Annotated in this window: 12 protein-coding genes and 1 riboswitch; of the genes, 8 read left to right on the top strand and 4 right to left on the bottom strand. The window is 74.4% G+C overall.

All coding sequences use genetic code 11. The features are described from left to right. Nucleotides 1–13 precede the first annotated feature (13 nt). From AGRA3207_RS09435 to AGRA3207_RS09420, 4 genes are all read right to left on the bottom strand, one after another. Entirely contained in the window at nt 14–1,687 is a 1,674-nt protein-coding gene (locus tag AGRA3207_RS09435) for an acetolactate synthase large subunit (RefSeq protein ID WP_231334187.1), read from the bottom strand. Between the two features lie 110 nt (nt 1,688–1,797). Then, entirely contained in the window at nt 1,798–2,817 is a 1,020-nt protein-coding gene (locus tag AGRA3207_RS09430) for an LLM class F420-dependent oxidoreductase (RefSeq protein WP_231334186.1), read from the bottom strand. A 255-nt stretch (nt 2,818–3,072) separates the two neighbouring features. Next, nucleotides 3,073–3,273, bottom strand: a complete 201-nt coding sequence (locus tag AGRA3207_RS09425; protein WP_231334185.1) for a DUF397 domain-containing protein — start codon at nt 3,271–3,273, stop codon at nt 3,073–3,075. Further along, complete coding sequence (locus tag AGRA3207_RS09420) at nt 3,270–4,115, bottom strand: helix-turn-helix domain-containing protein (RefSeq protein WP_231334184.1); 846 nt, start codon at nt 4,113–4,115, stop codon at nt 3,270–3,272. The genes AGRA3207_RS09425 and AGRA3207_RS09420 overlap by 4 nt, the downstream gene beginning before the upstream one ends. A 192-nt stretch (nt 4,116–4,307) precedes the next feature. Here AGRA3207_RS09420 and AGRA3207_RS09415 point away from each other — a divergent pair, with 192 nt between their 5' ends. The 8 genes from AGRA3207_RS09415 to AGRA3207_RS09380 all read left to right on the top strand — a co-directional run bounded on the left by AGRA3207_RS09415 (nt 4,308) and on the right by AGRA3207_RS09380 (nt 12,001). Next, complete coding sequence (locus AGRA3207_RS09415; RefSeq protein WP_231334183.1) at nt 4,308–4,826, top strand: ATP-binding protein; 519 nt, start codon at nt 4,308–4,310, stop codon at nt 4,824–4,826. Between the two features lie 93 nt (nt 4,827–4,919). Further along, nucleotides 4,920–5,051: riboswitch (cobalamin riboswitch) on the top strand. Between the two features lie 55 nt (nt 5,052–5,106). Continuing rightward, a complete protein-coding gene (locus AGRA3207_RS09410) occupies nt 5,107–7,197 on the top strand; it encodes a putative cobaltochelatase (RefSeq protein ID WP_231334182.1) in 2,091 nt (696 codons plus the stop codon). 105 nt (nt 7,198–7,302) lie between these two features. Further along, nucleotides 7,303–7,917, top strand: a complete 615-nt coding sequence (gene cobO / locus AGRA3207_RS09405) for a cob(I)yrinic acid a,c-diamide adenosyltransferase (protein WP_231334181.1) — start codon at nt 7,303–7,305, stop codon at nt 7,915–7,917. Then, nucleotides 7,911–9,332 (top strand): cobyrinic acid a,c-diamide synthase CobB, encoded by a 1,422-nt coding sequence (locus AGRA3207_RS09400; RefSeq protein ID WP_231334180.1) that lies wholly within the window; start codon nt 7,911–7,913, stop codon nt 9,330–9,332. The genes cobO and AGRA3207_RS09400 overlap by 7 nt, the downstream gene beginning before the upstream one ends. Then, the gene (locus AGRA3207_RS09395; protein ID WP_231334179.1) at nt 9,329–9,940 is read left to right on the top strand and encodes a GNAT family N-acetyltransferase; all 612 of its coding nucleotides are present in this window, start codon (nt 9,329–9,331) and stop codon (nt 9,938–9,940) included. Before AGRA3207_RS09400 ends, AGRA3207_RS09395 begins: the two co-directional genes overlap by 4 nt. Beyond that, nucleotides 9,937–10,443, top strand: a complete 507-nt coding sequence (locus tag AGRA3207_RS09390) for a hypothetical protein (protein ID WP_231334178.1) — start codon at nt 9,937–9,939, stop codon at nt 10,441–10,443. Before AGRA3207_RS09395 ends, AGRA3207_RS09390 begins: the two co-directional genes overlap by 4 nt. Then, nucleotides 10,440–11,435: a cobalamin biosynthesis bifunctional protein CbiET gene (locus AGRA3207_RS09385; RefSeq protein WP_231334177.1), complete on the top strand. Its 996-nt coding sequence runs from the start codon at nt 10,440–10,442 to the stop codon at nt 11,433–11,435. Before AGRA3207_RS09390 ends, AGRA3207_RS09385 begins: the two co-directional genes overlap by 4 nt. Beyond that, nucleotides 11,432–12,001, top strand: coding sequence for a cobalamin biosynthesis protein (locus AGRA3207_RS09380; protein ID WP_231334176.1), 570 nt, complete (start codon nt 11,432–11,434; stop codon nt 11,999–12,001). The genes AGRA3207_RS09385 and AGRA3207_RS09380 overlap by 4 nt, the downstream gene beginning before the upstream one ends. Nucleotides 12,002–12,033: the final 32 nt, after the last annotated feature.

Genomic DNA, 12,033 nt, shown 5'->3' with positions numbered 1-12,033 from the left:
GGCGGGACGGCCGTCAGAACGGGCCGGTGAGGTCGCCCAGCTTGTCGGTGAGCCGGAGGTTGTGGGAGTAGTCGACCGGCACGGCGACGACCGACACCGCGTCGTCGGCGAGCGCCTTGCGCAAGGTGGGCAGCAGCTCGTCCGCGGAGCCGACGCGGTACCCGCGCGCGCCGAAGCTCTCCGCGTACCGGACGAAGTCGGGGTTGCCGAAGCCGATGTTGGAGCTGGTCCCGAGGTCGAGGTCCATCTTCCATTCGATCAGCCCGTACGCCGAGTCGTCCCAGACCAGCACGGTGATCGGGACGTTCTCGCGGACGGCGGTCTCCAGCTCCTGGGAGTTCATCAGGAACGCGCCGTCGCCCGTCGCGGCGAGGACCTTGCGGTCCGGGCGGGCGAGCTTGGCCGCGATGGCGCCCGGCACCGCGAACCCCATCGACGACAGCCCGTTCGACACCAGCAGCGTGTTCGGCTCGTACGTCGGGTACAGGCGCGCCATCCACATTTTCACGGCGCCGGTGTCGGCGAGAACGATATCGTCGCGTCCCATCGCGGCACGGATGTCGGCCACGATGCGGCGGGGCGAGATCGGGTGGCCGTCCTCGACGGCGCCCTCGGCCAGCTCCTCGGCGATCATCCGGCGGATCGTCCGGCCCGTCCCGTTGACGTCGAAGCGGCGGTGGACGGCGTCGGCGAGCGCGCGCAGCGAGCGGGAGACGTCGCCCTGGATGCCGACCTCGACCGGATAGTGGTCGTCGACCTCGGCCGGGAACTGGTGGATATGGATGATCTTCTTGTCCGCGTTCGGGTTGATCTTGACGGGGTCGAACTCCTGGAGCTCGTAGCCGACGGCGATCAGCACGTCCGCCTCGTCGAACCCGAAGTTCACGTAGTCGTGGCGCATGAACCCGACGGCACCGAGCGCGTGGCGGTGGTCGTCGGGGAACACGCCCTTGCCGTTGAACGTGGTCGCGACCGGCAGGCCGAGCCGCTCGGCGAAGTGCACGAGCGCCTGGCTCGCCCCGGCGCGCGCGGCGCCGTGCCCGGCCAGCACGATCGGCTGCCCGGCGAGCGCGATCACGTCCGCCGCGCGGGCGATCTGCGAGGGCGACGGCTCCTGCGGCCGGACGACGTTGACCGGCAGCGGGCCGAGGTCCGCGGAGACCTTCGCCGACTCCACGTCCTCGGGGATCGCCAGGTACACCGCGCCCGGCCGCTCGGTCTGCGCCGTCTTGAACGCCTTGCGGACCATCTCGGGCAGCGCCTCGGCCGTCGGCGCCAGCTCCGACCACTTGGTGATCGGCCGGAACAGCGACACCAGGTCGATGACCTGGTGCGACTCCTTGTAGATGCGGTCCAGCCCGACCTGCGCGGAGATCGCGACGACGGGCGTGCTGTTGGTGGTCGCGTCGGCGACGCCGAGCTGGAGGTTGATCGCCCCGGGGCCGAGCGTCGCCGACGCCACCCCCGCCCGGCCCGTCAGCCGCCCGTAGATCTCGGCCATGAACGCCGCGCCCTGCTCGTGCCGGACGAGGACGTAGCGGATGGGGGAGTCGTTCAGCGCGTGGACGAAGTGGATGTTCTCCTCGCCCGGAATGCCGAAGACGTACTCGACGCCCTCCGCCTCCAGGGTCCTGACGAGCAGCCGGGCGGCGTCCTGCTGTGCGGACGTGTCGTGCCGAGCGGACATCGTGTGCCCATCTCCAGTCTCTGATCGGTCTCTCGGGGCCGTTGGATGCAGCGCCCCCGCCGTACCTCCCATTCCATCGCGCGGTGTGCGATCGGGCACGTCCGGGGTCGTCAGGCGTCCACCAGGCCCTTGAGCGCGCGCAGGGTCGGCTCGTCCCGGACCCCGGCGACGAGGACGGTGGTGACGGGGCTGTCGCGCCAGAGCTGGAGCCGTTCCTTGATCCGCCCGATCGGGCCGAGGAGGGAGACCGAGTCGGCCAGCTCGTCCGGCACGGCGGTGATCGCCTCGGCGCGCCGGCCGTCCAGGAAGAGCTCCTGGACACGCCGCGCGGGCTCGGCGTAGCCCAGCCGGCCGATCATGTCGAGGTGGAAGTTGCGGTCGCGGGCGCCCATCCCGCCGATGTAGAACGCCAGCGGGATCTTCGCGAACTCCAGCGCGGCGGGCAGGTCGTCGGTGACGATCGTGGCGACGGTCGCGGCGATCTCGAAGCCGTCCGGGCGCCCGGCGAGGGACGCCCCGAAGACCGGCTCGATCTGTGCGGGGTCGACGAACAGCGGCAGCCAGCCCTGGGCGATCTCGGCGGACAGCGCGACGTTCTTCGGCCCCTCCGCGCCGAGGTAGACGGGGATGTCCGGGCGGACCGGGTGCGCGATCGACTTCAGCGGCTTGCCCAGGCCGGTCCCGCCGGGGAACGGCAGCGGGTAGTGCGGGCCGTCGCTGGTGACCGGGCCCTCGCGCCGCCAGACCTGGCGGACGATGTCGAGGTACTCGCGGGTGCGGGCGAGCGGCTTCGGGAACGGGCGGCCGTACCAGCCCTCCACGACCTGCGGGCCGGACGCGCCGAGCCCGAGGATCACGCGCCCGCCGGAGAGCGCGTCGAGCGTGAGGGCGTGCATGGCGGTCGCGGTGGGGGTCCGCGCCGACATCTGCGCCACGGCGGTGCCGAGCCTGATGCGGGACGTGCGGGCGGCGTACCAGGTCAGCGGGGTGAACACGTCCGAGCCGTACGCCTCGGCGGTGAACACCGAGTCATAGCCGCACCGTTCGGCGGCGAGGACGGTCTCGGTCTGGTCGTCGGGGTCGCGATGCCAGTAGCCGACGTTGATGCCGAGCTTGAGTTCCGCGGTCACGATGCACCCTCCGGTTGTCGACACCGCGAGCCTAAGCCGTGCCCGCCGCGATTCCGGCCGCCCTTGCACGCGGGCGGACGCCGATGGGCGGCGCAGATGGGCGCCGATGGGGCGCGCGGATGGGCGCGGCCTGGAAAGGAACCCGGAAATGGTCCAGATGGACAGAGCCTGACAATTGGAAAGATCGTGACAATTCCGGTGGAGGCCCGGGGGCCGCGGCATGTGCCGCGGCCCCCGGATCGTGTGTCGCGGGTGTCAGACCTCCCTGATCGATGCCAGGAGCGTCCGCCAGGCGTCCGGCGTCAGCACCAGAGCCGGGCCGCCGGGGTCTTTCGAGTCGCGCACAGCGTGCAGATCACTGGAAAGGGGGGCCACCTCGACGCACTGGTCGCCACTTCCGCTATGGGACGACGTGCGCCACGTGGCTCCGCTGAGTGCGCGCTGCAGGTTGATCACGGGCTGCTCCTTGCTGCCTCGGCGATGAGGTGCGCGGAATCCTCGGGGGACAGGGCGGCCGCCTCGATCCGATCGAAGCGGTCCCTATGTTTTGCTATTTCCTCGGCACTCTCAAGGTAAACGTCACCCATGGTGCCCTCTACGTAGGCGATATCGGGGTCAGCGGGGTTCGGATACGACAATATGGTGAAACGTCCGTCAAGTCCGGCATGTGCCTGTGCGGTATAGGGAAGTACCTGAATCGTCACGGATGGGCGGGTCTTCACGGCCAGGTTGAGCGCGTCCAGCTGCGCGCGCATCACCTCCCGGCCGCCGATGTGGCGGTGCAGCACCGACTCGTCGAACACCACGTGCAGCCGCGGCGCGCTCTCCCGGTCCAGCAGCGCCTGCCGGATCTTGCGCGCGGCGATCCTGCGCTCGATCTCCTCCGGGCTCGGCAGCAGCCGGCCCGAGGTGATCACCGCGCGGGAGTACGGCTCGATCTGCAGCAGCCCGTGGATCAGCTGCGGGTCCCACGTGCGGATGTGGGACGCCTCGTCCTCCAGCGCGACGTAGCTTCCGGTGAACACGTCCTGGTAGGCCGTCCACCAGCCGCGCTGCCCGGCCTGCCGGGCCAGGGTGATGAGCGCGTCCCGCGCCGGGCTCGGGACGCCGTACAGGTCGAGGATGTCGGCGATGTCGCCGGGACGCGGCCGGGTCTGGCTCGTCTCCAGCCGGGACACGGTGGCCCGGGACCAGTCGAGCCGGTCCGCTACCTCCTGCAGGGTCAGCCCCTGCTCCTCGCGAAGCTTGCGCAGTTCCCGGGCCAGCCGGCGGCCGCGGACCGTAGGGCGGTAGGTCATGGCAGTGGAGTCTCCTCACTCTGGCGCCGCCCCACAACGCGAATGGCCAACCCCGCGCGGGGACAGAGCAATCTCGGCAAGGCGGTTGCGAAGGTGAGAATCTCACGAGACGCTTGAATCTGTGACGACTCGGGGACTGAAAGTAATCGACGACGCAGGAGCGCGCACGAGCGCGCCACCCCGGGAGGACCCGTGAAGACCTCGCCTGACATCACCGACGCCGCGCGTGTGGTGCCGCCCCGCCGGGCGCTGCTCGGCGGCAGGATCAGACCCGGCCGGGTCTGGCCCCTGCCCGGAGGGCCGGGTTGCGCCGGATACGCCCGGCGCGCCCTCGCCGAGGCGCTCACCGCGCTGCGGGCGTCCAGGGACGTCATCGCCGACGCCCAGCTGATGGTCAGCGAGCTGGCCACCAACGCCCACCAGCACGCGTGCGACCACAGCCCCCACGAGCTGTGGTTCGATCCGTGCGACGACGGCGCCGGGGAGGCGCGCTGCGCGGTCTTCGACGCCTTCGCCGACGCGGGGCTTCCGGGCTATTCCTGGACGTCGGGCGACTGCGGGCGCGGGCTCAGCATCGTCCGGGAGCTGTCCGGAGGACGCTGGGGCATGCTGCGGGCCCGGTCGCGGACGGGGGCTCCCGTCCACGGCAAGGCCGTCTGGTTCGCCGTGCCGGTGCGCGTCCCGGCGGGGCCGCCCCTCGCCGCGTCCTGACGTCCCGCCGCGTCCCGGTGCCTCGGGGGCGCGCCCGGGGGCGGGGGGCGCGACGGCGGCGGGTGTGCGATCCTGTGCCTGCGACGGAAGCGGAGGAACCCGGTGCGAATCCGGGGCTGTCCCGCAACTGTGACCAGGGGAGCTCTCCCTCGCTCGCGCCACGGCGGGCCCGCACGGGCCGGCTGGAAGGCCGAGGGGGAGCGGGGATCCGGGAGCCAGGAGACTCCGGCCGTCGGACAGGAACCGCCACGGGCGTGGACACCCGAGGAAAGGACGAGGCATGCCCCCTGATGCGCCGACGGGCACCGACGGGCCGAGGGAACGCGGGGGGACCGCGCGCTACCCCTTCTCCGCCGTCGTCGGGATGGACGACCTCAAGCTGGCGCTGCTGGTCAACGCCGTCTCGCCGGGCGTGGGCGGCGTGCTGGTGCGCGGCGAGAAGGGCACCGCGAAGTCGACGATCGTCCGGGCCCTGGCGGCGCTGCTGCCGCCGGTCGCGGTCGTCCCCGGCTGCCGCTTCTCCTGCGACCCGCACGCGCCCGACCCGTCCTGCCCCGACGGCCCGCACGGCGTCCCCGGCCCCCAGCCGGACGCGGGACGGGCGGACGCGGCGGCGGAGCGGGCCGCGCGGCTCGTGGAGCTGCCGGTCGGCGCGTCGGAGGACCGCCTCACCGGGTCGCTGGACATCGAGCGCGCCCTGACCGAGGGCGTGCGGGCGTTCGAACCGGGCCTGCTCGCCGCGGCGCACCGCGGCGTGCTGTACGTCGACGAGGTCAACCTCCTGCACGACCACCTCGTCGACCTGCTCCTGGACGCGGCGGCGATGGGCGAGTCGTACGTCGAGCGGGAGGGCGTGTCGGTCCGGCACGCGGCGCGGTTCCTGCTGGTGGGGACGATGAACCCGGAGGAGGGCGAGCTGCGCCCGCAGCTCCTCGACCGGTTCGGGCTGACCGTCGAGGTCGCCGCGACCCGCGACCCCGGGGAGCGCGCCGAGGTCGTCCGGCGGCGGCTGCGGTTCGAGGACGACCCGGCGGCGTTCGCCGCGGGCTGGGCCGGGGACGAGGCGGCGCTGGCCGCGCGGATCGCCGCGGCGCGGGACCGGCTGCCCGGCGTCGAGCTGACCGACGCCGCGGTCCGCCAGATCACGGCGGTGTGCGCCTCGTTCGAGGTGGACGGGCTGCGCGCCGACCTGGTCACGGCGCGCGCGGCCATCGCCCTGGCCGCCTGGCACGGGCGGCCCGCGGTCACGTCCGAGGACGTGCGCACCGCGGCGCGGCTGGCCCTGCCGCACCGGCGGCGCCGCGACCCGTTCGACGCGCCGGGCCTCGACCGGCAGAGACTCGACGAGGTCCTCGACGAGCACGCCGAACCGGACCGGGAGCAGGATCACGGGCCGGAGCCGGAAGACGGGGACGACCGGGGGCCGGAACCGCCCGACGACGACCCCGGGCCCCCCGACGGCGGGCCGGGCGGAGGCGCGGCGGACGAAGGTGCGACGGGCCCGCAGGACGGCGCGGAGCGCTCCGGCCCGCCGGAGCCGTCCGCGGAGAGCGGGCGAGGGCAGGCGGCGCAGGACGAGACCGCTCCCGCCGACGCCGCCTACAAGCCACGGCTGTTCACCGTGCCCGGCGTGGGCGCGGGTGCCCCCGGGCGCCGCTCCAAGGCACGCAGCCCGCACGGACGCGTGTCGGGTGCCCGTCCGGGCGCGCGCGGGCTGCACCTGACCGCCACGCTGCGCGCCGCCGCCCCGTACCAGAGCGCGCGCGGGCGGGTCGGCGCCGGGCTGATCGTGGTCCCGGGTGACCTGCGGGAGACCGTCCGGGACGGGCGTGAAGGCAACCTCGTGCTGTTCGTCGTGGACGCGAGCGGGTCGATGGCCGCACGCAAGCGGATGCGCGCGGTCAAGGGAGCGGTGCTCAGCCTGCTGCTGGACGCCTACCAGCGCCGCGACAAGGTCGGGCTCATCACGTTCCGGGGCTCGGACGCGGCGGTGGCGCTGCCGCCGACGTCGTCGGTGGAGGCCGGGGCGCGGCGCCTGGAGCGGCTGCCGACCGGCGGGCGGACCCCGCTGTCGGCCGGGCTGGTGCGCGCCGCCGAGGTGCTGCGGGTCGAGCGGCTGCGCGACCCCGCCCGCCGTCCGCTGCTGGTCGTGGTCACCGACGGCCGCGCCACGCACGGGCCCGATCCGGCGCGCGCGGCCGGGCTGCTCTCCGGCGTCGCGTCGGTGGTCGTCGACTGCGAGTCCGGGCCGGTGCGGCTCGGCCTGGCGGCCGCGCTGGGCGCGCGGCTGGGCGCGGAGGTCGTCCGGCTCGACCGGCTGGGCGCCGACTCGCTCGCCGGGGTCGTCCGGGACGCGCGGACCGTCGCGTGAGCCGCCTCGGCCGCCCGGGGCGCGCGTCGCGCCCGACCCGCATGACCCGCATGACCCGCATGACCCGCATGACCCGCATGGCCTGGTGGAAGGACGGGGACTGAGATGCCGCAGGGCAAGCCGGAGTACGTGCCGAGCGACGGGCTCACCACCCGGGAGCGCCGCAACCGGCCGCTGGTGATGGTGCACACCGGTCCCGGCAAGGGGAAGTCGACCGCCGCCTTCGGGCTCGCGCTGCGCGCCTGGAACCAGGGCTGGCCGATCGGGGTGTTCCAGTTCGTCAAGTCCGCCAAGTGGCGCATCGGCGAGGAGAACGCGCTGCTCGCGCTCGGCCGCCTGCACGCCGAGACCGGCGAGGGCGGGCCGGTGTCCTGGGCCAAGATGGGCGAGGGCTGGTCGTGGATCCAGCGGCCCGGCACCGAGGCCGACCACGAGGCGGACGCCCGCGAGGGCTGGGAGCAGATCAAGCGGGACCTCGCCGCCGAGACCTACCGCCTGTACGTCCTGGACGAGTTCACCTACCCGATGAAGTGGGGCTGGGTGGACGTCGGGGACGTCGTCGCCGCGCTGCGGGACCGGCCCGGCAACCAGCACGTCGTGATCACCGGGCGGGACGCCGACCCGCGGCTGGTGGAGGCGGCCGACCTCGTCACCGAGATGGGCAAGGTGCGGCATCCGATGGACCGCGGGCAGAAGGGCCAGAAGGGCATCGAGTGGTGAGCGTCCCGCGGCTCGTCGTCGCCGCGCCCTCGTCGGGGAGCGGGAAGACGACCGTGGCGACCGGGCTGATGGCCGCGTTCGCCGCCCGCGGGCTGGAGGTCTCGCCGCACAAGGTCGGCCCGGACTACATCGACCCGGGCTACCACGCGCTGGCGACGGGCCGCCCGGGACGCAACCTCGACCCGTGGATGACGTCCGAGGAGCTCGTCGTCCCGCTGTTCCTGCATGGCGCCGCGGGCGCGGACGTCGCCGTCGTCGAGGGCGTCATGGGCATGTACGACGGAGCGACCGGTCCGGGGATGCCGGGTCTCGGCGCGTCCGGTTCCCTGGGCGGCGGGGACCCGGCCTCCACCGCGCACGTCGCGACGCTCCTGGACGCCCCGGTCGTGCTCGTCGTCGACGCGTCGGCGGCGGCGGGACGGTCCGTGGCGGCGCTCGTCCACGGTTTCCGCTCGTTCGGCACGGCCCGCGTCGCCGGGGTGATCCTCAACCGGCTGGGCTCGGACGGGCACGAGCGCATGTGCCGCGACGCCGTGGAGGAGCTGGGGCTGCCGGTGCTGGGCGCGCTGCGCCGCCGTGAGGACGCGGCGACGCCGTCCCGCCACCTGGGCCTCGTGCCCGCCGCCGAGCGTCACGCGGACGCGGTGGACGCCGTGCGGCGGCTGGGCGCGCTGGTGGCCTCGTCCTGCGACCTGGACGCCGTCCTGGCGCTGGCCCGCACCGCGCCCGCGCTGACGGCCGCGCCGTGGGACCCGGCGGAGGCGGTGGCGGAAGCGGGGAACGCGACCCCCGGGGAGAGGCCGCGCATCGCGGTCGCGGGCGGCCCGGCGTTCACGTTCGGCTACATGGAGAACGAGGAACTGCTGGACGCGGCGGGCGCGGAGGTCGTCCGGTTCGATCCGCTGCGCGACGAGGCCCTCCCCGAAGGGACGCGTGGCGTCGTCATCGGCGGCGGGTTCCCCGAGGTGTACGCGTCTGAGCTGTCGGCGAACGAGCCGCTGCGCATGGAGATCGGCGACTTCGCGAAGGCGTCGCGTCCCGTGTACGCCGAATGCGCAGGTCTCCTCTATCTCGCGCAGGAGCTGGACGGCGCGCCGATGTGCGCCGTCCTGGACGGCGTCAAGGCGACCATGGCCCCGCGGCTGACGCTGGGCTATCGTGCCGCGGTGGCGGTGGCCGATTCGGTCGTCGCCCGCACGGGGGAGAGGCTGCGCGGCCATGAGTTCCATCGCACGGTGACGGAACCGGGTCATGGCGCCGGGCGGCCGTGGCAGGCGGCGTGGCAATGGTCCACGTCGGGTCCGGAAGGTTTCGTGAAGGGCGGGTGCGTCGCGTCCTACCTGCACCTGCACTGGGCGGGGGCGCCCTGGCTCGCGGGCAGGCTGGTCGCCGCCTGCGGAGGGGAGCGCGTGTGAACGCCTTCGAGGGGAGCGTGCGCCTGGAGGGCGAGCGGCTCGTCCTGCGCCCGTTCGACCTGGACGACGCGGCCGACGTGATCGAGGTCATCCGCGCCGGGGAGGACTTCCTCCCGCCCAACTTCCCGAACCGGCTGGAGGCGCAGCCGCTGGCGTGGTTCCTCCGGGAGGGCGTCCACAACGTCCAGCGGCTCGGCGTGGGGATCCACCTGGCCGTCACGGACCGGCCCAACGAGCGTCTCATCGGCACCATCGGGCTTTTCCGAACCGACTGGAAGCAGCTCACCTGCGAGGTCGGCTACGGGATGCGGCCAAGCGCGCGCGGGCACGGATACGCGACGGAGGCGCTCTCCCTGGTCTCCCGATGGGCGCTGCGCGAGTGCGGGCTTTTCCGGGTGGAACTGCGCGCCCTGGTCTCCAACCACGCGTCGATCCGCGTGGCGGAGAAGGCCGGGTACCACCGCGAAGGGGTGGCGCGGGGAGCGGAGGTCGGCCCCGGCGGCGCCCACGAGGACATGGTGGTCTTCAGCATGATCGCGACCGATCCGCAGCCGGGGATCCCCTCCTGCGGGCTCGTCGCCCACGACCGCGGGGAGGGGCGGGCATGATCGCGCCGGACGCGGCGTCGCGCATCGCGGCGCAGGGCGGGACGACCCTGGTGATGTACGGGAAGGGCGCGGACGAGACGGCGCGCGCGATGCTGCCGAAACTTCCGGCCGTCTGCTTCGCGCCCGTCGACCTGCGGGAGCTGCGGGCCGCCGTCGAGCACGGCCTCGCGCAGGTCGTGCTGATCGCCGGGATGGACGAGCTGGCCGCGGCCGCCGGGGACGGTGGCGTCCTGGAGGCGATCACCCTGGACATGGACGGCGGGCGGGCCCTGGCCGACGAGGTCGCGGGGGCGCCCACCGCGCTGCGCGCCTACGAGCTGTGGGAGGCGGCCGGGAGGCTCGGGCCGTGCGGGCGCGAGCTGTGCCGCCGCGTCGCCGGCGAGCTGGAGCGCCACGCCGCCGAGGCCGCCGGGACGGACACGAGCCCGATCGCCGCGCAGGCCGTGCTGGTCGACTCCACGGGGCGGCGCATGGTCGGCATGTTCGGCCGGATGGCGCGATGATCCGCTCGTCCCTGGCGGAGCTGGCCTTCGCGCGGGCAGGGCTGTCCCGGGACGGCGCGCTCGTCGTGTCGGTGGACGAGTTCCGGCGGGCGGTGAACGTCTGCCGCGCCCATCCCAAGGTGGCCGTGCTGACGAGCCCTGGCGCGGGCCCGGCGGAACTGGCGCGCGCGCTGTTCCCGCAGACCCCGCGCTCGTTCGTGGTCTGCGAGGACCTGGACGGGCCCCGGGAACGCGTCGTGCACGTCCGTCCGGCCGAGGCCACCACCCGTCCGTGGAACGATCCGGACGTGGTCCTCGTCCTGGACGAGCGCCGTCCCCCCGACAAGACGGGCTGGATCTCCGGTGCCCTCCTGGGCCCGCCCGGATGGGCCCTGCCCCACGAGGCGTTCGGCGGCTCCGCCCTGGCACCCGAAATCCGGGCGTTCGTGCTGGCCCGCCTGGGGCCGCGCCTAGGCGACATGGTCTGGGACGTCGGTTCGGGCGATGGCTCTGTGGGCATCGAGTGCGCCCGCTTCGGAGCGGCCGTGGTCGCCGTCGAAAGCGAAGAGACGGCGTGCGAGCGCATACGGCGGAACGTCCGCGCGCACGGCGTGCGGGTGGCGGTGGCGCGAGGCGAGATCGCGCCCGGCGAGATCGCGCCCGGCCACGGGCATTCCGTCCTGGAGCACCTTCCCGGACCCGACGCCGTGTTCGCCCGGCACGGTGGCCAGGAGATGTCGGCCGCCCTCGCCGTGCACGCGGCGGAGACCCTGAGCCGGATGGTCGTCCTCGCGGCCGCCGAGGAGGCGCGGGCCATCCTCGACGTCCTCACGGAGCAGGGCTTCACCGCCGGTGCCGTCCGGCTCCAGGTGACGCCGCTCGCCCCCGCCGCGGCCTCGGGCGGTTCCGTGGTCGCCGTCTGGGCGCGGCGGGGCGGAACCGTCCCCGTGCCGCGCGCGCCGAGGACCGCCCGCCCGACGGAGACGGTCCCGATCGAGGGCCGCCTCCCATGAGCGGAGCACAGGATGACGAGTCGGCCGCGGAGTCCTCGCAGGCCGCGGTGACCTCGCGGTCCGCGGAGTCCTCGCAGGCCGTCCAGACCTCGGAGACCGCGGTCGTCGGCGTCGGGGCGTCGAGCGGGGCGAGCGCCCGCGAGGTGGGCGGCCTGATCGACCTCGTCCTCGCCGAGGCGGGCCTCGCGCCGCGGCAGGTCCGCTGTGTCGCCACCGCCGACGGACGGGCCGCCGAGCCGCTGCTGCGCGCCGCCGCCGGTTCCCGCGGGCTCCCGCTGGTCACCTACCCTGTGGCCGTGCTGGCGCGGGTCGGCGTGCCGCATCCGTCCGACGCCGTCCGCGCGCGGACGGGCACCGCCAGCGTCGCCGAGGCGGCCGCCCTGCACGCGGCCCTTCCCGCGGGCCGGGCGCCCGGCGGCGGGCAGGCCCGTCTCGTCGTGCGGAAGCGGCGGTCGGCCCACGCCACCGCCGCGGTCGCCACCGCGGCGCGCGAAGCCCCGGACGAGGACCCGGCGCATCAAGTCCGGCAAATCCTGTCCAACCGCCTTATGTCCGACAAGCCGTGAAACCCTGGTGCGCGACGCGGGCGCGGCCCGAG

It is taken from the genome of Actinomadura graeca, from assembly GCF_019175365.1.
Taxonomy (GTDB): domain Bacteria; phylum Actinomycetota; class Actinomycetes; order Streptosporangiales; family Streptosporangiaceae; genus Spirillospora; species Spirillospora graeca.
Note: the sequence above shows the minus strand (reverse complement) of the source record. Positions and strands in the feature narration are given on the sequence as shown.

Coding starts and splice junctions, on each gene's coding strand:
- AGRA3207_RS09435 (WP_231334187.1), bottom strand. CDS start 1,687: ATGTCCGCTCGGCACGACACGTCCGCACAGCAGGACGCCGCCCGGCTG.
- AGRA3207_RS09420 (WP_231334184.1), bottom strand. CDS start 4,115: ATGACCTACCGCCCTACGGTCCGCGGCCGCCGGCTGGCCCGGGAACTG.
- AGRA3207_RS09410 (WP_231334182.1), top strand. CDS start 5,107: ATGCCCCCTGATGCGCCGACGGGCACCGACGGGCCGAGGGAACGCGGG.
- cobO (WP_231334181.1), top strand. CDS start 7,303: ATGCCGCAGGGCAAGCCGGAGTACGTGCCGAGCGACGGGCTCACCACC.
- AGRA3207_RS09390 (WP_231334178.1), top strand. CDS start 9,937: ATGATCGCGCCGGACGCGGCGTCGCGCATCGCGGCGCAGGGCGGGACG.
- AGRA3207_RS09385 (WP_231334177.1), top strand. CDS start 10,440: ATGATCCGCTCGTCCCTGGCGGAGCTGGCCTTCGCGCGGGCAGGGCTG.
- AGRA3207_RS09380 (WP_231334176.1), top strand. CDS start 11,432: ATGAGCGGAGCACAGGATGACGAGTCGGCCGCGGAGTCCTCGCAGGCC.